Below are 21377 nucleotides of genomic sequence, written 5' to 3'. Positions count from 1 at the left end.
TTAGTCTAAGGCTCCCTAGCATCACCCCACGCTCGTAAAGTTACTCCATTCCTTGGCAAAAAAACGCTGAAGGCGCCGCTTTTGCCCGCAGTTTAAGGATTATTCCACCGTGCATGCCCTGACCCTGGCGTCGTTCGTGTTCTTTACCGGTCTGGTCGCCTTCATCACCTGGCGGATCACCCGGCGCGACGACCATAAAAGTACCCAAGGCTATTTCCTGGCCGGTCGTTCCCTGACCTTTCCGCTGATCGCCGGCTCACTGCTGATGACCAACCTGTCCACCGAGCAGATGGTGGGGCTCAACGGGGCGGCCTTCAGCGATGGCCTCTCCGTGATGGCCTGGGAGGTCGTGGCGGTCATCGCCCTGGTGGCGCTGGCGCTGTTCTTCCTGCCACGCTTTCTCAAGAGCGGCATTGCCACTCTGCCCCAACTGCTATCGATCCGCTTCGATGCCGGCACTCAACTGATCACCAACGTGATCTTCCTGATCGCCTATGCGGTGATCCTGCTGCCTATCATTCTCTACTCCGGGGCCATAGGTCTGCAGGGCATGCTCGACCTGTCAGGGTTGACCGGCATCGAGTCCAGCACTTCTCTGCTGTGGCTGACCGTCTGGGTGGTGGGCCTGATCGGCTCGGTCTACGCCCTGTTTGGCGGCCTGCGCACCGTCGCCGTGTCCGACACGCTCAACGGTATCGGCCTGCTGGTCGGCGGTTTCGTGATCGTGTACTTCGGCCTGCAGGCCGTCAGCGCCGACGGCGGCGTGCTCGCCGGCTGGGAGATCCTCAAGGAGACCAATCCGGAAAAGCTCAACTCGATCGGCGGTTCGGAGCAGCAGGTTCCCTTCTTTACCCTGTTCACCGGTGTCTTCCTGATCAACGTGTTCTACTGGACCACCAACCAGCAGATCATCCAGCGCACCTTTGCCGCCAAGAACCTCGCCGAAGGTCAGAAAGGCGTGCTGCTGACCGGCTTCTTCAAGCTGCTGGGGCCGCTCTACCTGGTGCTGCCAGGCATCATCGCCTATCACCTCTATGCCGATCAGGGCGTGGCGGCGGATGAAGCCTATGGTCGCCTGGTGTTCGACGTGCTGCCGCCCTATCTCACCGGTTTCTTCGCCGCGGTCATGGTCGGCGCCATTCTGTCGTCCTTCAACTCGGCGCTGAACAGCACCACCACCATCTTCAGCCTGGGCATCTACAAGGGGGTGTTCAAGAAGGACGCCACCGAAGATCAGGTCGTCAACTGCGGCAAGGTGTTCGGCTGGGTCATGGCCTTCGTCTCGATGACCATCGCCCCGCTGCTGGCCGGTCAGGAAAGCCTGTTCGGCTACCTGCAGAAGATGAACGCCATCTACTTCATCCCGATCCTTGCCGTGGTGGTGGTCGGCCTGCTGACCAAGCGCGTACCACCGCTCGCCGCCAAGATCGCCCTGATCGGCGGCTGTCTGCTGATCTTCGCCGGCTACTTCGTACCGCCGTTCAACAAGCTGCCGACCATCATGCATGAGTTCCACTTCGTGGCCGCGGTCTTCGTGCTGCTGGTAGCGGTCATGCTGATCATCGGCAAGCTGCGCCCCCGTGAAACCGACTGGGTGCAGGAAGACAGCAAGGCCGTCGACCTGACGCCCTGGAAAGGCGCCGTGCCCGCCGGCATCGTGCTAGTGATCCTGGTGATCGCCATCTATGTCGCCTTCGCCGGCTAGCCGATAACGGACCAGGCAGTGACCTGCGTGCTGAATAAGCACCAAGCACTGACCCAAGCACCGACTCAAGCACCGACAGAGTCCTCGCTCGACGCCCTGCCACTCGGCAGGGCGTCGTCTGTTTGGGAAGCCATGTGGGGAGATATGTGGGAAGCAATGTCCTTATCGGTGGGATATTGGTCGTTGTGGACATCCGGCCTTGCGCCCAGACTCAAGACATTCCCCGTCCTGGAGTGCTTGGATGTCATCCCCATCGTCGCCCACCCCATCACGCCACATCACGCTGCTGGCCTATCCGGACTGTCAGGTGCTCGATGTCTGCGGTCCCTGGCAGGTCTTCGCCAGCGCCAACGCCTGTGCCGGCAAAGCGCTCTACTCGCTCGAACTGCTCGCCCAAGAACCCGGCCCCCTGACCACCAACGGCGGGCTGTCGATGGTGGCGGACCTGGACTGGGCGAGCCTGACGGCAAGGGGCGCGCCGGACACCCTGCTGGTGGCCGGCGGTAGTGGTGTCTTCGCGCAATGCCAGGCGCAGCAGCATATCGATAACCTTCGCGAGATAGCCCCAACAGTCAGGCGCCTGGGCGCCATCTGCACGGGCGCCTTCCTGCTGGCCAGGGCCGGACTTTTGGACGGGTGCCGGGCCACGACTCACTGGCGCCATGCAGAGGCGCTGGCGCAGGCCTATCCGCTGATCCAGGTCGAACCCGATGCCCTCTATGTGCAAGACCGGGGACGCTATACCAGCGCCGGGGTCACCGCCGGCATCGATCTGGCCCTGTCGCTGGTCGAGGCCGATCAGGGTGGCGAGCTGGCCGGTCAGGTGGCTCGCGAGCTGGTGATGTTCCTGCATCGTCCGGGCGGCCAGGCCCAGTTCAGCGAGGCGCTGCGCTACCAACAGCGGGCCAGCGGGTCGCTGCGCGAGCTGCTGGACCGGCTGCACGCCGATCCCGCCGAACCGCATGACCTGGAGAGCATGGCGGCTCGGATGGCGGTCACCCCGCGCCACCTGTCGCGTCTCTTTAGGCACCACCTCGATACCACTCCCGGCGCCTACCTGACGCAACTGCGCCTCGAAGGGGCGCGCCAGCAACTGCTCACGGCCAGCCCGGCTCCGCCTCTGGAGCGCCTTGCCGCCCAATGGCGGCTGGGCAGCGCCGAACAGTTACGCCGTCTCTTTCATCGACGCTATGGCGTGTCACCGTCGGTCTATCGTCAGCGCTTTGGCGCTAGCCTCTCCCGCCTGGAGGACTCCCCCTCATGCCCTTGAGCGTCTTCCTGCTGTCGCTGTGCCAGGCACTGCTGATCACTGGCAACAGCCTGCTCATCCCGGTGTCGCCACTGATTGGCGCCAGCCTGGCACCGAGTCCCGCCTGGTCAACGGCGCCAGTGGCCACCCAGTGGCTGGGACTGATGTGCGCGACCGTGCCGGCCTCGCTGATCATGGCTCGCCTCGGCCGGCGACGCGGTTTCATGCTCGGCCATCTTATAGGGCTGGTCGGCGTCGGCGTGGCCTGCGAGGCCCTGATCGGCGAGGATTTCTGGCGCTTCATGCTCGCCACCTGGCTGATCGGCATCGGTATTGGCTTCGGCCAGCTGTATCGCTTCGCCGCCACCGAAGTGGCCCCGCTGCGGCTCCGCGATCGGGCCATCGGCCTGGTCATGAGCGGCGGTGTGCTGGCCGCCTTCTTGGGCCCCTGGCTTGCCAATACCAGCCGCGCACTGGGGGAAACGCCCTTTCTGATGAGTTTTGTAGGGCTTGGCGCCCTCTATGTGCTGGCGCTGCTGGTGCTCACCATCGTCCGCCTGCCGCCCCCCGAGACCACCCATGAGCCCGGCACCCCGCGCCCCTTGGCCCAGGTGCTGCGCCAACCGGCCTTCATCGTCGCCGTGTTGGCGGGGATGGTCGGCTATGGCGTCATGAACGTCGCCATGACCGCTACCCCGCTGGCCATGACTGCCGCCGGCCACGACTTTGCTCATATTGCCACCACCATTCAGTGGCACGTGCTGGCGATGTTCCTGCCGTCTTTCTTCACCGGCCATCTGAGTGCCCGATTCGGGGCGCGAACCATAATCGTGCTGGGCTGCCTGCTGCTGGTGGCCAGTGCGCTGGTTGCCCAGGTAGCCCAGAGCGTGGGCGGGTTCTATACCGGACTGGTACTGCTGGGCCTGGGCTGGAACTTCACCTTCCTGCCCGCTACCGGCCTGCTCACCGAGAGCTACCGTCCGGCCGACAAGGCCCGCACCCAGGCCGCCAACGAATTCCTGGTGTTTTCCACCGTCGCCGCCACCGCGCTTATGGCCGGTCCGCTGGTCAGCGAATTCGGTTGGGCCTACCTGAACACGCTGCTGATCCCACTATCGCTGGTGCCAATCCTGGCGTTGGCCTGGCAGCGACTTGCCAGCCGGGCGCCGCGCCCGCACATTGGGGGCTGAACTCTACGCTGAACGGAACTCCCTCATGCGCCAGCCCCTGGCTCGCGAATTTCATGATCTTCTCGATCGCGGCCGCGATCGCCAGCTGCGCCTGGCGGTCACCGGCCTGTCTCGTGCCGGCAAGACGGCCTTTTTGACCTCACTGGTCCACCAGCTGCGACACGCTGGGCTCGAGGCGCGCCTCGACCTGCTGCCTGCCGCCCGTGAGGGCCGCCTGCTCGGGGCCCAGCGGGTTGCCCAGCAGGACCTTGGCGTGCCGCGCTTTCCCTATGACCCGGCCATGGCGGCACTGGACGCCGACCCGCCGCGCTGGCCCGATCCCACCCGGGGCATCAGCGAGCTCCGCCTGGCGATTCGCTATCGCCCCAAGCGCAGCGGCCTGCTGGCCCGACGTGCCGCGACCCTGACCCTGGACCTGATCGACTACCCCGGCGAGTGGCTGCTCGACCTGCCGCTGCTGGATCACGACTACCTGAGCTGGAGCACCTCTCGCCCCCAGCGCGATGACGGCGAGTACGCGGCCCTGTTCGCCGACTGGCGAGCGTCGCTTGCCGATATTGACCCGGCGGCCACCGCCGATGAGGCGCGCCTTGCCGAGATCGCCGAGGCCTATGCATCAGGCCTGCGCGCCGCCCGCGAAGCCGGCTTTGCCGATCTGCAGCCAGGGCGTTTCCTGCTGCCGGGAGAGCTTGACGGCGCCCCGGTGCTGCAGTTCTTCCCGCTGCCCGGCCTTGACGAAGACGATCGCGACCGGCTCAAGGCCCTGCCGGCAGACAGCGTCTATCAGACCCTTGCCCGGCGCTTCGACTACTATCAGCGCCATATCGTCAGGCCCTTCTATCAGGAGCACTTCCGGCGTTTCGATCGTCAGATCGTACTGGTCGACGTGCTCGGCGCCCTGAATGCCGGGCCGGATCGCTTCGCCGACCTGTCCCGCGCCCTGGGCACCCTGATGAAGAGCTTCGACTACGGCCGCCGCAGCCTGCTGTCGCGCCTGTTCACGCCGCGCATCGACCGCCTGGCCATCGCCGCGACCAAGGCCGATCACGTCACCCCGGAGCAGCATCCCCATCTGGTGAGTCTGCTCGAGGCGCTGCTCGCCGAGCCGCTAAAGGACCTGCGCTTCGCCGATGTGCCGGTCAAGGCCTTCTCGCTGGCGGCGATCCGCACCACCAGCGCCCATAGCGTCGAACACCAGGGCCGCACAACCCCTGCGCTGCGCGGCACCACCCTGGATAATGAGTCGGTGCTGGTATTTCCCGGCGAGGTGCCGTCCCGGCTACCCGATGCCGATTTCTGGGCCCGCCAGGGCTTTGACTTCCGCGCCTTCCGCCCGGCCCCGCGGGGCCAGGCGGCGCTGCCCCATATCCGCCTCGATGCGACCCTCGACTGGCTGCTCGGAGACAAACTTCAATGAACGACCCTCGCCCCGCACAGCGCTTCTCGGAAGATCCAGCGGTGGAGATCGACCCGGGCTACCGGGATCCGCGCCCCGCCCAGGACTTTCCCGAGGCTCAAGCCAGCCGCCCGCTGGACGACGAATCGGCGGCCGAGGCCGACCTGGCCGCGAGCCTCGCCAGGCCAAGGCGTCGCCGCTGGGGGCTACTGGGCCTATTAGGCGGCGGTTTGCTGCTCGGCGGCGTGGAAGCCGCACACTCCACCTTCACCGCGGCCCTGACCGGTGACTGGCTGGCCGGCGCCTGGAGCCTTCTCTTGCTCGCGGGGCTCGGCCTTGCCGGCAAGGCCATCGCCAGGGAACTCTTGCGCCTGCGTCGTCTGCGTCGCCACGGCGCCCTGCGCGAGCGTCTCGAAGACATCACCGAGGCCACGCCCCAGCAGGCCCAGCGCCTCGCCGAGAAACTCAGGGACCGGCTCGACCTGGAGGCGGACCACCCTCACTGGCAGGGCTATCTCGCCGCCCGTAACGACCATCACGGCGGCGCCGAGCAGCGCGTGCTGCTCGCCCATCACCTGCTCGCCCCGCGCGATCGTGAGGCCCGCCGGCTGATCGCACGGATGTCAGGCGACACTGCCGTGCTGGTCGCAGCAAGCCCGCTGGGACTACTCGACATGGCGCTGGTAGCCTGGCGCAATCTGGCCATGATCGACCGCCTCGCCAGGCTCTATGGGCTGGAACTTGGCTACGCCAGCCGCCTCAAGCTGTTCCGCCAGGTGCTCTACAACGTCGCCTTCGCCGGCACTAGCGAGCTTGCCAGCGACATCGGCATGGAATGGCTGTCGATGGATCTCGCCGGACGGCTCTCGACCCGCGCCGCCCAGGGGCTCGGGGTCGGCCTGATGAGCGCACGCCTTGGGCTCAAGGCGCTGGGGCTGTCCCGGCCGCTGCCCTTCGAAGCCGGCGAGGCGCCACGACTCGTGGAGCTTCGCCGTGAGCTTTGGCAGCGCCTGTCACGGCTCGACGACGCCTCCAGCAAGGAAAGGGCAAAACCGCGCGGCGACGCCTGACAGCCAATCCCGTGGGGATTGATCAGGATCAAGTCAGCAAGGGGCGTCTAGACTAGGATGAAGGCATACTCATCAAGGAGGTGATGCCATGTTCAAGTCGGTCATGGTGCCCGTCGACGGTTCCGAACATGCCCGCAAGGCTCTCGAAGTCGCCTGTCAGCTGATCAAGGACAGCGACACCACCCTGCATATCCTGCATATCCCCGAGGCGCTGGCCCATGAGACCACGCTGATCTGGGGAGTCGGCGCTGTGACGCTGGAGACGACCTCGAGCCAACTCGAGAAATACGGCCGCGAATTGATAGACCGGGCCTCCCGCGAAGCCAGCGCGCTGGGCGCCGAGCATATCGATACGACCCTTGCCCAGGGCGAGCCCAGCCGCACCATCCTCGAGCAGGCCAAACGACTCGGCGTCGATGCCATCATCATGGGCAGCCGGGGGCTCGGCGACTTCTCGAGCCTGGTAGTCGGCGGCGTCTCGCATAAGGTCAGCCACTCCGCCAAATGCACCGTCATCACCGTGCACTAGTCAGGCGTTACTCTTCGCATCAAAGCAACGGCCCCCGCCGAATGACGGGGGCCGTTTCGTTTGAGCACGCTGGCATCTATCCGGCACATCACGCCAGGCTTGATGGCAGACACAGCAGCAGGAGCAATAACAGACGCTAGGCCAGCCGGCTTTCACTTTGTGGATCAAAGAGCACCGCGCGGCTCATGTCGATACGCAGCGCCAGTCGCTCGCCGGCCGCCACCGGGCACTTGGGCCCCACTCGCGCCGTCACCTCGCTATCCCCCAGCGGCAGGCGCAGCAGAATATCCGCGCCAGTGGGCTCGACGACGGTGACACGCGCCTCGAGCAGCGTGCCCTCCTGCTGGCCTTCGAGCCGCGCGTCCTGCTCGCTGAAATGCTCCGGGCGCAGCCCCAGCACCACCGGCCGCCCGAGCTGGTCGGCAAGCTCGGCGGTGATCCGGTCTACAGGCCAGGGCAGCACCAGTTCTTGCTCTTCGGGGGTAGTAATACGCAGCCGATAGTCGCCCACCTGGCCCTCAAGGGTCGCCGTGATGAAGTTCATCGACGGCGAGCCCATGAAGCCCGCCACGAACATGTCGGCGGGGTCGTTGTAGACCTCGTCCGGCGAGCCCAGCTGCAGGATATGGCCGTCGCGCATCACCGCGATGCTGTCGGCAAGGGTCATGGCCTCGATCTGGTCGTGGGTCACGTAGACGATGGTGGTGCCAAGGCGCTGATGCAGCTTCTTGATTTCGGTGCGCATCTCGACGCGCAGCTTGGCGTCGAGGTTGGAAAGCGGCTCGTCGAACAGATAGATCTGCGGCTCCCGGGCCAGCGCTCGGCCCATCGCCACCCGCTGGCGCTGACCGCCGGAGAGCTGAGCCGGCTTGCGCTCGAGCAGGTGGGTGATCTGCAACAGATCCGCGACCCGCTCCACGGCCTCTTCGCGTTCGGCCTTGGGCACCTTGCGCATTTCCAGGCCGAAGGCGATGTTCTGGCCCACCGTCATGCTCGGATAGAGCGCATAGGACTGGAAGACCATGGCGATATCGCGCTCGGCCGGCGTGCGCCAGGTGATGTCGTCGCCGCCGATCAGAATCTGGCCGTCGGTAACCGGCTCGAGGCCGGCGATGGCGTTCATCAACGTCGACTTGCCACAGCCCGACGGCCCGACCAGGATCAGGAACTCGCCGGAATCGATGGCCAGGCTGACGTCCTTGAGTACCCGGGTACTGCCGAAATCCTTGCGGACCTCGCGAATTTCCAAAGCTGACATGATGATTACCTCGTTATTGTTCGCGTCGTGATGGCTAGAGCTCGCCGTTCGCTCGCCATCAGCCCTTGACCGAGCCCGCAGTGAGACCCCGCACGAAATACTTGCCGGCCAGCACATAGACCACCAGCGTCGGCAGCGCGGCAATCATCGCCGCAGCCATGTTGACGTTGTATTCCTTCACCCCGGTGGAGGTGTTGACCAGGTTGTTCAGCGCCACCGTGACCGGCTGGGTGTCGTACGCCGAGAAGGCCACGCCGAACAGGAAATCGTTCCAGATCTGGGTGAACTGCCAGATCACCGAGACCACGATGATCGGCGCCGAAACCGGCAGCAGAATCCGCCAGAAGATGCGAAAGAAGCCGGCGCCGTCGAGCTTGGCCGCCGAGACCAGCTCGCTGGGTACTGCGACGTAGAAGTTGCGGAAAAACAGCGTGGTGAAGGCGATGCCAAACACCACATGCACCAGCACCAGACCCGCCCGGGAGCTCGAGAGCCCCAGCCAACCGAGCGTCTGCGCCATCGGCAGCAGCACTACCTGGAAGGGAATGAAGCAGCCGAACAGCATCAGCGCGAACACCAGCTCCGAGCCACGAAAGCGCCACTTGGTCAGGGCATAGCCGTTCAGGGCGCCCACCACGGTGGAGATGGCGACGGCCGGGATCACGATGGCAAAGGAGTTCCAAAAGTAGCCGCCGACCCCTTCGCAGCGCATGCCGGTACAGGCCTCGCCCCAGGCAGTGATCCAGGGCGCCAGGGTCGGGTGCTCGGGCAGCGCCAGCAAAGTACCGGCACCGATCTCGTCGAGCGGCTTGATCGAGGTCAGCAGCATGATCAGAAGCGGCAGCAGGTAGAACAGCGCCATGATGATCAGCACGGCGTAGAGCGCCGCCCGGGCCAGCCGCGCGCCCGGGGTGCGCCGGCGAATCACGTTATCCATGACGACGGCTCCGCAGTTCGGAATACAGGTAGGGAATCAGGATCGCCAGCACTCCGCCCAGCATCAGCATGGCGCTGGCCGAGCCAAGCCCGATCTGGGCGCGAGTGAAGGCATGGGTGTACATGAAGGTGGCCGGCAAGTCCGTGGCATAGCCGGGGCCGCCGCCGGTCAGCGCCACCACCAGATCGAAGCTCTTGATGGCAATATGCGAGAGGATCATCACCGCGCTGAACACCACCGGCCGCAGGCAGGGCATCACCACCCGGGCATAGATGCGCGGCAGACTCGCACCGTCGAGCTGGGCGGCCTTGATGATGCTGTCGTCGATGCCGCGCAGCCCGGCCAGGAACAGTGCCATGACGAAGCCCGAGGCCTGCCAGACGGCGGCGATCACCAGGGTGTAGACCGCCATGTCCGGGTCCACCAACCAGTCGAAGGTGAAGCCCTCGAAGCCCCAGCCGCGCACCATGGCCTGCAGGCCGAGGCTCGGGTTGAGCAGCCACTTCCAGACCACGCCGGTGACGATGAACGACAGCGCCATGGGGTAGAGATAGATCGTGCGCAGGCTGCCTTCCTGGCGAATGCGCTGATCGAGCAGGATCGCAAGCCCCGCACCCAGCACCAGGCAGATGCCGACGAAGAGGCCGCCGAACACCACCAGGTTGGTGGCAGCCACCCACCAGCGATCGTTGGCCATCAGCTGCGCGTACTGGGCGAAGCCGACGAAGTCGTAGCTCGGCAGCATGCGCGAGTTGGTCAGCGATAGCACGAAGGTCCAGATCATGAAGCCGTAGACGAAGAACAGCGACACGACGATCGAAGGCGCCAGCACCAGGCGCGGCAGCCAGTCGGTCAAACAACCAAGCGCCGAGCGCTTGACGGGCCCGCGGGCGGCGGGCGCCGAAGAAAGAGAAGTCGACATGAGTACGTCCTCGAGGCCAGAGCCTCGTCAACCAAAAGACGGGAGGGGCAGGCCGCGAGCCTTGCTTGGGCTCGCGGCCTGCGGCGAGGAGCCTAGAGCAGCGAGCTGCCGGCGTTCGCCAGCCGCTCGGCGGCGGCCTCGGGACTCATGTCCGGGTCGTTGAAGAAGTTGGTGACCACATCGAAGATGGCACCCTGCACCGAGGCGCGCACCGCCATGCCGTGGGCCATGCTGGGTACCAGGCCACCGTTCTCGGACGTCGCCTTGAAGTCGGCCATGGAGCGCTTGGCGCAGGCGTCGAAGGCGCTCATGTCGAGATCGGCGCGGGCCGGGATCGAGCCTTTGGCCAGGTTAAAGGCCTCCTGGAAGGTCGGCTCCAGTACCAGCCGGGCCAGGTCATCCTGGGCCGCCTGGGCCTCTTCATCGCTTGCCTTGAACATCGCCAGGCTATCGATGTTGAAGGTGAAGGCGGACTCGGTGCCCGGGGCCGGCACACACACATAGTCCTCGCCCGGCGTCAGGCCAGCGGCGGTGAACTCGCCCTTGGCCCAGTCGCCCATCAGCTGCATGGCGGCCTGGCCGCCAATCACCATCGAGGTGGCGATGTTCCAGTCACGCCCCGACATGCCATCATCCATCAGCGTACGCATGCGCTTGAAGGTGGTCAGGGCGTCGATCATGGTCGGGCTGTTGAGCGCCTCGGGGTCGAGCTCGACCAACGCGCGACGATAGAACTCGGGGCCGGCCTCGGCAAGGACCACCGTCTCGAACACCGTGGCGTCCTGCCAGGGCTGGCCACCGTGGGCCAGCGGGATGACGCCCACGTCGCGCAGCTCGTCGGAGATCTCGAACATGTCATCGATGCTCGTCGGCACCTCGACGCCGGCCTCACTGAGCACCTCGGGATTGGCCCACAGCCAGTTGACCCGGTGCACGTTGACCGGCACCGCCACGTAGTGGCCATCGTGGCGCATGATGTTGGCTACCACCACGGGCAGCAGGCTGTCCCAGTTCTCGGCCTTGGCCACGTCATCGAGATTGCCGAGCAGACCAAGCTCGCCCCATTCCTGAATCTCCGGGCCCTTGATCTGCGCCGCCGACGGCGGATTGCCGGACATGGCGCGAGACTTGAGCACCGTCATGGCGGTCTCGCCGCCACCGCCGGCCACCGCAAAGTCCTTCCAGGTGTGGCCCTCGGCTTCCATCAGCTCCTTCAATACGTTGGCGGCGCGGGCCTCGCCACCGGAGGTCCACCAGTGCAGCACCTCGACCTCGCCGGCCTGCACCGGGGCCGACGCCACGGCGCCGGTGACGGCGAGGCCGAGCAAGGTTTTCTTGAGCGGGAATCGCAGCAATGAGCGCATGGGGCGTGTCTCCATCGATTGTTATTGATTGTCGTGAGCCGATTCACTCGCGGCTGATGACACGCTACCCCATTCGAAGGCACGGGAGGGGTTACCTAGTGCTGGATAGTGTTGCGGGTTTCTTACAGGACTGAAATATATAACTCATTGATTAAACTAATGTTTATAGGCCAAAGGTCTATGCTACCAAGGTCGCGCCCCGCTCTGACTCGAGAGTCTGTCAGGCCCGTCGGGCGTCATGCCAAGTCTGCATCATGTCCAGGGTCATCATGCGCGTGACGCGATACCTCGAGGGTCACTACCAGGCCGCCGCCGGGATGATTATCAAGCGTCATCTCCCCGCCATGGGCCCGCAGGATGTGCCGGGCGATACCGAGCCCCAGGCCGCTGCCGCCGGTATGGCGGCTCCTCGAAGGCTCGAGGCGCACGAAGGGCGAGAACACCCGCTCGCGCTGTCTCTCGGGTATCCCGGGGCCATGGTCACGCAGGGTGATCCTGAGCCTCGCCGCACTGTCTTCAAGATGCACCTCAGCGCGCTTTCCATAGAAGACGGCGTTCTCCAGGAGGTTGGCCAGACAGCGCTTGAGCGCCAGAGGCTTGGCAGCAAGCGGCGTGGCCCGGCCGGTGACCGTCACCTCGCCACCCTGCAGGGCCATTTCCTCGGCGAGGCCGTCGAGCAACGCGCGCACGTCGACCGGCTCGATGGCTTCATGCAGGTCGAGCCCCCTGACCGAGGCCAGGGCGCCCTTGACCAGCAGGTCCAGCTCGTCGAGGGCGGCGCAAAAACGCTCGCGCTGATGATCATCATCGAGCATCTCGGCCCGCAGGCGCATGCGGGTCAGGGGCGTCTTCAAATCGTGGGAGATCGCCGTGAAGAGCCGCTCGCGTTCTTCGACCTGGTGCTGAATGCGCTGCTGCATGCGGTTGAAGGCCACCGCCGTAGCCGCTACTTCGCGGGGGCCGGTCTCGCGCAGCGGCGGGCTGTCCAGATCGTCGCCGAGCCGGCGCGCGGCCCGCGACAGTCGTGCCAGTGGCCGGGTGGCGCTGCGGATGCCGAGCAGCGACAACCCGATCACGGCAAGCAGCACGATCAGCGCCGCGAACAGCCGTTCGCCGGACAGCCAGCCGTCATCGAAGAGCTCGGGCACCGGCAGCAGCGTCGCCACATAGAGCCAGCCCTGAGCATCCAGCGGTAGTTGCACGACGAGGATCGGCGGATCGATGGGGTCCATCAACAGGCTATGACGCCCCCAGCGGGGCGGCAGGTCGTTCAGCAGCACCTCATTGTTGAACAGGCGCAGGGTGTCGGGAGACGAAAACTCGACGCGCGCGTTGTCGACGCCGAGCTCGGAGGCGAGTATCTCGCGGAAGTTATCGGTCACCACCGCCTGGGCGGGCCCCCTGCCGATGTCCTGAATGGGAATGCGGTGATCGTTGACGCTGACGAAGAAGCGCGTGCCTCCCATGTCGCGCAGCTGATCGAGAACGATATGCCGGTAATCGACCGGCAACGAGCGGAAGAAGCGCACCGTAGAGGCGACGCTGTAGGCGACGTTGCGGGACAGCTCATCGACCTGCTCGAGGCGGCTGTCCTGCGCCTGGTGGGTCCAGATCGCATAGCTTGCGAGCTGGGCGCCCAGCACCCCGACCAGCATGATCAGCACGAAGCGACCGCGCAGACTGCGCGGCAGCCCTCGGGCCAGGCTGCGCCTCAGGCGGTGCCAGATGTGCCTGTCAGCGCCCGAGGCCTCGTTGTGATCAGCGCCCGACTCTGCGCTCACGCCAGCGCATCCACTCGTGTGGCCAGCACATAGCCGGCGCCGCGGACGGTGCGAATCAACTGGGAGTGCTGGGCGTCCTCGCCCAGGCGCTGACGCAGCCGGCAGACGTGCACGTCGATGGAGCGATCCAGCGGTGGCGCCGGGCGCCCGCGGCTCAAGTCATAGAGCGCCTCCCGGGACAGCACCTCTTCTGGATGTTCGAGAAACACCTGCAGCAGTTGGAAATCCGCGCCGGACAGGGCGCTGCGCTCGCCGTCTCCGTCGATCAGCTCGCGGGTCACCCGGTCGAGTCGCCAGTCGCCGAAGGCCACCAGCCGCGCCTGATCGGGGTGCTTCTCAACGCCCGGGTCGGCCAATCGGCGGGTGCGGCGCAGCACTGCCTTGATGCGCGCCAGGAGCTCACGGGGATTGAAGGGCTTGCCAAGGTAGTCATCGGCGCCGAGTTCGAGGCCCAGGATGCGATCGGTCTCGTCGGCGCTTGCCGTGAGCATGATGATCGGCACGTCGCTGTCGCGACGCACCCGGCGGCAGATCGTGAAGCCATCGTCGCCGGGCAGCATGAGATCGACGATCAACAGGTCCGGCATTTCAACGGCCAGCAGCGTCTCCAGCGAGTCGGCATCCTCGGCCACCAGGGTGCGAAAGCCATGGCGACCAAGATAGTCGGCCAGCAGCTCACGGATTTCCGGGTCGTCGTCGACCACGATCAGGGTCGCAGGCGAATGGGTCATTGCAGCAGGTATCGCAGCATAAGCATGGCAGTCCGAATCCATGGCGCCGACCGAACAGGCCGCATCGGGCCCATATCGGCCATGAAGGAGATCAAGGTAGTCTACTGCGATCATGGTGGATGCCATGCCGACCCGGCAAGATGCTTGCGACCAAGGTGGTAGGGGCGGTGCGCCCCCGCACGGGCCAATCACGGACCCGGCAACGCCCGGCTAAGGACGCCCGACCCTGTCAGCCCAGCAGGCGCTCGCGCAGCGTGCTGGCAACGGCGGCATCATCATGATGGCCGATACGGGTGGCCCGGGGCACCCGCCCGGGCAGCTCGGGATGGGCATTGGCCATCACGAACGCCTGACCGGCCAGATCCAGCATCTCGGTGTCATTGAGGTTGTCACCGAAGGCCAGGCAGGCCTCGGCGGGCAGCGACAGCCGCTCCAGCAGTCGCGCCAGGGCAGTGCCCTTGTTGACGCCACCGGCCATGATCTCAAGCGACCCGGGCAAGGAGTACGTCAGGTGCAGGGCCGAACCGTAGCGCGCCTCCACGGCCTCCTCGATGGTCGAAAGCGCCGTCGGCTCGCCGATGAACAACACCTTGCCGACACCTCGACCATCGAGTTCCCCGGGCTCGGCCACCCGATAGCCAAAGCCGGTGTGGGCATGAAGCGCAAGCAGCTCCGGCGCCGGCGCATCGATCAACCAGTCGTCATCGCGATAGAGGTTCAGGCGCATGCCCGGCGGTCGCTCGAGCGCGATCAGCTCCCGGGCCATCGCCTCGGGCACATGCTGGGTCGACAGCACCGCATCGTCCGGGCCATGCAGATAGGCGCCGTTGGTGCTGATGATGTGGGCCTCTACGCCGAGCCGCTCGCGCAGGGGCAGGATGTCCCGATAGTGGCGGCCTGAGGCGATGGCCAGATGATGGCCGCGCTCGGCGAGGGCCTGGAAGGTCTCGATGGTGAGCGGGTCCAGATCATGGTCGGCGTTGAGCAGGGTGCGGTCGAGGTCGGTGACGATCAGCTGTGGCGACATGTGGGCTCCTTGGCGTCTTAGTCGCTAGCATACCCAAGGGAGTCGATGGCTGTCTTCGCCGGTCTTGCCACGAGCTCACCCCTAACGTCTTGATTGGTCGTGCACACCTTCTGCGGCTGTCCGCCCCGATTGGCGCGGGCTGGAGGAATCCGTATAGTGGCCCCCACTCTTCCCGCCATGCAAAAGTGTCCGATGCTTCAGAACAACTCGATGCTTGCTCAGCTCAAGCAGCAGATCCGCGATACCACGCCCCGGGTCGAGGGCGTGATCAAAGCCACCGACAAGGGCTTTGGCTTCCTCGAAACCGACGACGGCGACTCCTACTTCGTGCCGCCTCCCGCCATGAAGCAGGTGCTTCACGGCGACCGGGTGAAGGCCATCCTCAAGGAGGAAGGCGAAAAGACCTCGGTCGAGCCGGATACCCTGCTGGAAATCGGCATGCAGCGTTTCGTGGCTCGGGTCCAGAAGCGTGAAGGCCGCCTGGCCGTGGTGCCCGACCACCCGTCGGTCAAGAACGTGCTCAAGGCGCGCCTCAAGCGCAGCCTCGACGAAGACAGCATCGCCGATGGCGACTGGGTGGTGGCCCGTCTGGTGCGCCACCCACTGAAAGAAGGCGACCGCGGTTTCTTTTCTCAGATCGATGAGCTGGTCGCCAAGAGCGACAACCCGGCAGTACCTTGGCGCGTGACGCTGGCGCGCCATGCCCTCGAGCAGGCCTCGCCGGAAGCCGGTGACGACTGGCCGATGGCCGATGAAGGCCTCACGCGCGAAGACCTGACCGCAGAGCCCTTCTTCACCATCGACGGTGAGAAAACGCGCGACATGGACGACGCCCTGCGCGTCGAGACCCTGGACAACGGCGGCTGGCGCCTGACGGTAGCGATCGCCGATCCCACCGCCTACGTCGACGAGAGCCATGCCGCCGACCTGGAAGCGCGCACCCGCGCCTTCACCGTCTATCTGCCGGGACAGAACGTCACCATGCTGCCGGAAGTGCTGGCCGACGATCTGTGCTCGCTGTGGGAAGGCAAGGAGCGTCCGGTGCTGGCCTGCGCGCTGGACATCGATGCCGAAGGCAACCTGGGCGACTACCGCTTCTTCGCCGCGAACATGATCTCGAAGTCACGCCTGGTCTATGACCATGTCTCCGACTGGATCGAAGGTCAGGGCGACTGGGCACCAGATGAAGCCATCGCGCCGCAGCTCACTGCCCTGCGCGACCTGACCGAGGCACGCAGCGCCTGGCGCGCCGCCAATGCGCTGGTGTTCAAGGATCGTCCTGACTACGTCTTCGATCTGGACGACGCCGGCAATGTGCTGAACATTCGCACCGAGGATCGGCGCATCGCCAACCGCATGATCGAGGAATCGATGATTGCGGCCAACGCCTGCTGCGCCGACCTGCTAGCGGACAAGGTCGGTCACGGCATCTTCAACGTGCACCGGGCCTTCGAGCCGGAGAAAGCCGACGCGGCTCACGAGTTCCTCGCCGCCCAGGATATCCAGGTCGAGCGCGAGGCCCTGCTCGAGCTGCCGCGCTATCGCGAGCTCAAGCGCGAACTCGAGGCCCGCGATGATGCCTGGCTTGATGTTCGCCTGCGCCGCTTCCAGGGCTTCACCAGCATGTCCGCCCTGCCCGGCCCGCACTTCGGCCTGGGCCTGGCCGCTTACGCCACCTGGACCTCGCCGATCCGCAAGTACGGCGACATGGTCAACCACCGCCTGATCAAGCGCGTGCTTAAGGGCGAGAGCGCCCCGGCCGAGGCCAGCCAGGCGCTGACCGAGCAGCTCACCGAACGCCGCCGCCTGAACCGCATGGCAGAGCGCGATGTGAAGGACTGGCTCTACGTGCGCTACCTGACAGAGGCAGCCAAGGAGCAGCAGGAGTTCGAGGCCGAGATCATCGCCGTCAACCGCGGCGGCATGCGGGTGCGTCTGGTCGCAAATGGCGCCACCGCCTTCATTCCGGCGCCGCTGATGCACAGCGAACGTGACAAGGTAGTGATCGACGACAAGGAAGGTCGCATCCAGATCGAAGGCGAAGAGCGCTTCAAGCTGGGCGACATGACCCGCGTGGCTCTCACGGAAGCGCGTGAAGAGACCCGCTCGCTGGTGGCCCGCCCCGCGGTCTGATCAAGCGCTGACCGCCTGCAAGACGCACAACGCCCCGGCCACTCGCCGGGGCATTGTCGTTTCAAGCCTGTGCCGCGCGGAGGCCACACAGCCGATCAATGGTCCCACACGGGCTCACAGCTGCTCCAGCAGCATTCGGGCCCCCTGCTCCATGAATTGTGTCCAGCGTCCGCGCCGACGGAACTCGTCGGCGTCCAGACGCTGCGAACGCTGGCAGTCATCGTCGAATTGCCCATCCAGGGTCGCCGTGACAGCCTCGGAGAGCATCAGGGCGCAACATTCCTCGTCCTTGCCCATCGACCGATGATTCACGTTCACCGACCCGACGCAGGCAAGCCGACCGTCGACGGTAATCACCTTGGCATGCAGCATGGTCGGCAGAAACACCCAGACCTTCGCACCGGCATCAAGCAGCCGCTCGATGCTCGGCTGCCCGGCCAGCTGCGACAGGCGGCTGTCGTTGTGGCGACCCGGCACCAGCAGCTCCACCGAGACACCTCGCTCGAGTGCCGAGATGATCTGCTCGATCAAGACATCATCCGGGGCAAAGTAGGCGGTCACGATGCGTAGCCTGACCTGACTGACCGCCACCAGCGAGCGCAGCATTGCAGCGGATTCGGTCCAACCGATGGTCGAGGAGGCCCGCACGCACTGGACCAGCAGACCATCCTCGTGAACCGGCGGCCGCTGGCGAATCGGCTCCCACTGCCAAGGCCCACACTCGTTCCAGTTGTCGAGAAAGGCAGAATGCAGCCCGATGACCGCCGGACCCGACACGAGTAGATGCGTCTCGCGCCATTCATCCGGCGTGCGGGCATCGCCTTCCCATTAGGCAGCGATGCCGACCCCGCCGACGAAGCCGAGACGGTCGTCGCATACCATGATCTTGCGGTGCGTGCGCTTGTCGATCTGCCAGGGCCTTGGCAGCTTGATCGGCCGGAAAAGGCGCACCTCGACGCCGGCCTCGCGCATCTGAGCGACCACCTCAGACGACATCTTCTGCGTTCCCACCGCATCCAGCACGACCCGAACCCGGAGACCCTCGCGAGCCCGACGGGCCAGAGCCTCGGCGAAGCGCTGCGCGATGTCACCCGTCCAGTAGACGTAGGTCACCAGATCGATGCTGGCCTCGGCGGCATCGATGGCATCGAGCATAGCGGGGAATATCTCCACGCCATTGCGCATCACCTCGACATGATTGCCGGCAGTGAACGGCGTCCCCAGCGCGTACTCGAGCTCGGTGCGGTAATAGGCCTCCTCTCGGGGCGACGCGGGCCCTGACGCATCCGAGTCCCGTTTCTCGAGCGAGTGGGCCTCTTTGCGCTGACGCTCGCTTGAACGGCTCTCGCCTGAACCGGTGTCGGCTGGCATTCACTCCTCTCCTTGTCGTGTGCGCGTGTCATCATATGTCTCATGCATGGCCGCAAAGCGCCACCCGTAGAGCCTCGAGCATTCTCTGCCGAGACGGCGAAGCCGACCTGTCGTCGAACTGTCGCATTGCCTCGCTACCCTTGAGCGAGAGCCAACGGCAACAGGAGACGGTCTTGCACCTTGCGGATATCACCATGTTTCATGCGCCGGATAGCGGCGGCGTGCGCACCTACCTTCAGGCCAAGCACCGTCACTTGGCGACCCTACCGGACGTCGCGGCTAACCTGTTGGTCCCCGCCGGCGAGCGTCAGACCCTGGGAGCCCTGCAGACCCTACCCGCCTTTCGTTTGCCGCTGGGCCAGGGCTATCGTTTCCCGCTGCGGCGCAGCCCCTGGCGCGATGCACTGGTCGAACTGGGCCCGGACCTGATCGAGGCCGGCGACCCCTACGTCACCGCCTGGGCGGCGCTGGAGGCCGGTCAGCAGTTAGGGGTGCCGGTGGTCGGGTTCTACCATTCCGACCTGCCACGGCTGATGGGCGATCGCTTCGGCCCGCCGGTGGCCCGGCGCCTCAAGCGCTATGTGGCGGATCTTTACGGGCGCTTCGATAGCGTACTGGTGCCTTGCCGCTCGATGGGCGAACGCCTCGAGGACTGGGGCGTGCAGGGCGTGCGCGTGCAGCCGTTGGGGGTCGATCTCGACACCTTCCATCCCCGCCGGCGCCAAGAAACGTTGCGAGAGACCCTTGGCCTCGACGACGCCACCCGACTGCTGGTCTTCGCCGGTCGCAACTCCCGGGAGAAGAACATCAATGACCTGCTGGCGACCGCCCAGCAACTCGGTCGCGGCTATCACCTGCTGCTGATGGGGCCGGGGATGCCGACCCAGGTTCCGGACAACGTCAGCGTGATCAGCCGCTGCTGCTCACCCAATGAGGTGGCTCGCGCCCTGGCCAGTGCCGATGCCATGGTCCACGCCGGCACCCGCGAGACCTTTGGCCTGGTGGCGTTGGAAGCCATGGCCAGCGGCCTGCCGGTGGTGGCTGCGCGGGCCGGTGCACTGATCGAGAACGTACCGCTGGGCTGCGGCGTGCTCTGCGAGCCCCATGCGCCGAACGCTATGGCACGCGCCGTAGAGGAACTCTTTCTCAACGATGCCGCCGCCATCGGCCGCCATGCCCGTCGCCACGTGGAGCGTCATTACCGCTGGTCGAAGGTCATCGATGGCCTGCTTGACCATTACCGCACTCTGTCACCGACCCTTGCCACCATGACACGCTGCCAGCATGGCTAGACGACCGGTCGCTGAGTTCCCCGACGGTCGGCGCATCCTCAGGAACCGCACGGAAGCATTTATGAAAGGTCTGAGGCGCGCGTGGAGGCTGTTGCGTGGCCGAGCACTGCTGATCCTGGCGCTGCTGATGGCGGCGCTGATCCCGCTGTTGCTCGATGGCATGGCACCTTTCGCGGCCCTTCTCGACTTTCCGCTTACGCAACTGGCGCTGATGCTGTCGCTGGTGCTTGGCTGTTGGAACCTCAACGCGCTTCGCCTGCGCCTGCTGCTTGCCGGCCGTCTCGGGGCTGGCGATAAACCACTCGATCGATCAGGCAACGGCCGCTTGGCCGGGTCATCGCCGGCCCAAGGCTCGCCGACCTGTGCCTTTCAGGGCACTGCTCCAGGCACTCCACTACTCTTGGGCCAGCGCCGGGCACTGGCGATGGTGATGGCCACCGAATGCGCCACCTGTGCAACGCCGGGCGGCAGCGGTGGCCCCCTGACCCTGATGATGCTGCTCAGGGGTCACGGCCTGCGCCCCGCGACCTCCTCGGGGATCTTCCTGATCGATCAGGTATGCGACATGCTGTTCTTTCTGCTCGCCCTGGCCGCGATAGGCGGATACGCCCTGCTGCACCCGGACACCTGGCCTCGGCCCGAGCTTATCCGGCTGGCCGGTGCCGCCTTGGTGGCTATCCTGGTGATACTGATCGCACTGCTACTTTACCTGCCCCGCGTGCTGCGCCTGAGCCGTGCCCCGCTCACCCGGCTGGGGCTCGCCCGCCCCCGGCGTCACCGCCTGGCCCGACAGCTGCTGCAGTTTCGGCAGGGGCTTGCCACCACCCTGAGACAGCCGCCACTGACGCTCGCCGCCATCTTCGCCCTGTGCAGCGCTCACTGGCTCACCCGCTACAGCCTGCTGTACCTGACGCTGGATGGGCTGGGCGTCGAGGTCGCCTGGGTCTGGACCTTCATGGTGCAGATGCTGGCCATGGCCGCCGGTCAGCTGAGCCTGCTGCCGGGCGGTGCCGGCGGGGTCGAACTGACCATCGGCGCCTTTTTGCTACCGACACTGGGCGGCGAGACCACCGCCGCCGCGGTCCTGATCTGGCGCTTTGTCACCTACCATTGGTACCTGTTGGCCGGCGCTCCGGTACTGGCTTGGCTGGCCAGTCAGCGACGCTAGATCTGCCGGGAAATCTCTGCGTCACTACCGTCCTGCCTGCGCTCGCCAACGGCTGACAAATCCCGCGCACCGCGTCTGGGCATGGCTTGATTCCATGCATGGCTGTTTCCTGGGTACGCTGCCTTCTTGGTACGTGATCTCTTTGCTTCAGCCTCTTTGGTCCGTCGCATACGTTGGAAGTTGCTTTCGTGGAAAACCGCCGTAAGAAAAAACCGCACATAAAAAAAGGGCACCCCGAAGGGTGCCCTTTTGCC

Annotated in this window: 18 protein-coding genes; 9 read left to right on the top strand and 9 right to left on the bottom strand. The window is 65.6% G+C overall.

Annotated elements, in window-relative coordinates; genetic code table 11:
• Positions 1–109: 109 nt before the first annotated feature.
• The 6 genes from Q2K57_RS11115 (at position 110) to Q2K57_RS11090 (ending at position 7139) form a co-directional block, all read left to right on the top strand.
• Entirely contained in the window at positions 110–1705 is a 1596-nt protein-coding gene (locus tag Q2K57_RS11115; RefSeq protein ID WP_304525076.1) for a solute:sodium symporter family transporter, read from the top strand.
• Between the two features lie 241 nt (positions 1706–1946).
• Positions 1947–2975, top strand: coding sequence for a GlxA family transcriptional regulator (locus Q2K57_RS11110; RefSeq protein WP_304525075.1), 1029 nt, complete (start codon positions 1947–1949; stop codon positions 2973–2975).
• Positions 2966–4144, top strand: coding sequence for an MFS transporter (locus Q2K57_RS11105; RefSeq protein ID WP_304525074.1), 1179 nt, complete (start codon positions 2966–2968; stop codon positions 4142–4144). Before Q2K57_RS11110 ends, Q2K57_RS11105 begins: the two co-directional genes overlap by 10 nt.
• A 25-nt stretch (positions 4145–4169) precedes the next feature.
• Complete coding sequence (locus tag Q2K57_RS11100) at positions 4170–5561, top strand: YcjX family protein (RefSeq protein ID WP_112055475.1); 1392 nt, start codon at positions 4170–4172, stop codon at positions 5559–5561.
• Complete coding sequence (locus Q2K57_RS11095) at positions 5558–6610, top strand: TIGR01620 family protein (protein WP_304525073.1); 1053 nt, start codon at positions 5558–5560, stop codon at positions 6608–6610. The genes Q2K57_RS11100 and Q2K57_RS11095 overlap by 4 nt, the downstream gene beginning before the upstream one ends.
• Before the next feature lie 88 nt (positions 6611–6698).
• Entirely contained in the window at positions 6699–7139 is a 441-nt protein-coding gene (locus Q2K57_RS11090; RefSeq protein WP_112055477.1) for a universal stress protein, read from the top strand.
• Between the two features lie 136 nt (positions 7140–7275).
• On the opposite strand, the gene Q2K57_RS11085 is transcribed toward Q2K57_RS11090, so the two are convergent.
• The 7 genes from Q2K57_RS11085 to Q2K57_RS11055 all read right to left on the bottom strand — a co-directional run bounded on the left by Q2K57_RS11085 (position 7276) and on the right by Q2K57_RS11055 (position 15159).
• On the bottom strand, positions 7276–8397 hold the full coding sequence (locus tag Q2K57_RS11085; RefSeq protein WP_304525072.1) for an ABC transporter ATP-binding protein: 1122 nt from the start codon (positions 8395–8397) through the stop codon (positions 7276–7278).
• Between the two features lie 58 nt (positions 8398–8455).
• A complete protein-coding gene (locus Q2K57_RS11080) occupies positions 8456–9334 on the bottom strand; it encodes a carbohydrate ABC transporter permease (RefSeq protein ID WP_112055479.1) in 879 nt (292 codons plus the stop codon).
• Positions 9327–10256, bottom strand: a complete 930-nt coding sequence (locus Q2K57_RS11075; RefSeq protein WP_304525071.1) for a carbohydrate ABC transporter permease — start codon at positions 10254–10256, stop codon at positions 9327–9329. The genes Q2K57_RS11080 and Q2K57_RS11075 overlap by 8 nt, the downstream gene beginning before the upstream one ends.
• Positions 10257–10348: 92 nt before the next feature.
• Positions 10349–11620 (bottom strand): ABC transporter substrate-binding protein, encoded by a 1272-nt coding sequence (locus Q2K57_RS11070; protein ID WP_304525070.1) that lies wholly within the window; start codon positions 11618–11620, stop codon positions 10349–10351.
• Between the two features lie 236 nt (positions 11621–11856).
• A complete protein-coding gene (locus Q2K57_RS11065; RefSeq protein ID WP_304526683.1) occupies positions 11857–13275 on the bottom strand; it encodes an ATP-binding protein in 1419 nt (472 codons plus the stop codon).
• 122 nt (positions 13276–13397) lie between these two features.
• Positions 13398–14132, bottom strand: coding sequence for a response regulator (locus Q2K57_RS11060; RefSeq protein WP_304525069.1), 735 nt, complete (start codon positions 14130–14132; stop codon positions 13398–13400).
• A 229-nt stretch (positions 14133–14361) separates the two neighbouring features.
• Positions 14362–15159: a Cof-type HAD-IIB family hydrolase gene (locus Q2K57_RS11055; RefSeq protein WP_304525068.1), complete on the bottom strand. Its 798-nt coding sequence runs from the start codon at positions 15157–15159 to the stop codon at positions 14362–14364.
• Positions 15160–15351: 192 nt separating this feature from the next.
• Between Q2K57_RS11055 and Q2K57_RS11050 the strand changes: the two genes are divergently transcribed.
• Positions 15352–17292, top strand: coding sequence for an exoribonuclease II (locus Q2K57_RS11050; protein WP_112055484.1), 1941 nt, complete (start codon positions 15352–15354; stop codon positions 17290–17292).
• A 114-nt stretch (positions 17293–17406) separates the two neighbouring features.
• On the opposite strand, the gene Q2K57_RS11045 is transcribed toward Q2K57_RS11050, so the two are convergent.
• Together Q2K57_RS11045 and Q2K57_RS11040 are read right to left on the bottom strand one after the other, a co-directional pair.
• The gene (locus Q2K57_RS11045) at positions 17407–18069 is read right to left on the bottom strand and encodes a phosphatidylserine/phosphatidylglycerophosphate/cardiolipin synthase family protein (RefSeq protein ID WP_304525067.1); all 663 of its coding nucleotides are present in this window, start codon (positions 18067–18069) and stop codon (positions 17407–17409) included.
• Positions 18070–18120: 51 nt separating this feature from the next.
• Complete coding sequence (locus tag Q2K57_RS11040; protein ID WP_304525066.1) at positions 18121–18663, bottom strand: phospholipase D-like domain-containing protein; 543 nt, start codon at positions 18661–18663, stop codon at positions 18121–18123.
• A 173-nt stretch (positions 18664–18836) separates the two neighbouring features.
• On the opposite strand from Q2K57_RS11040, the gene Q2K57_RS11035 reads away from it, so the two are divergent.
• Both Q2K57_RS11035 and Q2K57_RS11030 read left to right on the top strand, forming a co-directional pair.
• Positions 18837–19955, top strand: a complete 1119-nt coding sequence (locus Q2K57_RS11035; protein ID WP_304525065.1) for a glycosyltransferase family 1 protein — start codon at positions 18837–18839, stop codon at positions 19953–19955.
• 91 nt (positions 19956–20046) lie between these two features.
• Entirely contained in the window at positions 20047–21123 is a 1077-nt protein-coding gene (locus Q2K57_RS11030; RefSeq protein WP_304525064.1) for a lysylphosphatidylglycerol synthase transmembrane domain-containing protein, read from the top strand.
• Positions 21124–21377: the final 254 nt, after the last annotated feature.

It is taken from the genome of Halomonas sp. I5-271120 (assembly GCF_030553075.1).
GTDB lineage: Bacteria > Pseudomonadota > Gammaproteobacteria > Pseudomonadales > Halomonadaceae > Onishia > Onishia taeanensis_A.
This window is presented reverse-complemented; position numbering and strand designations above follow the sequence as displayed.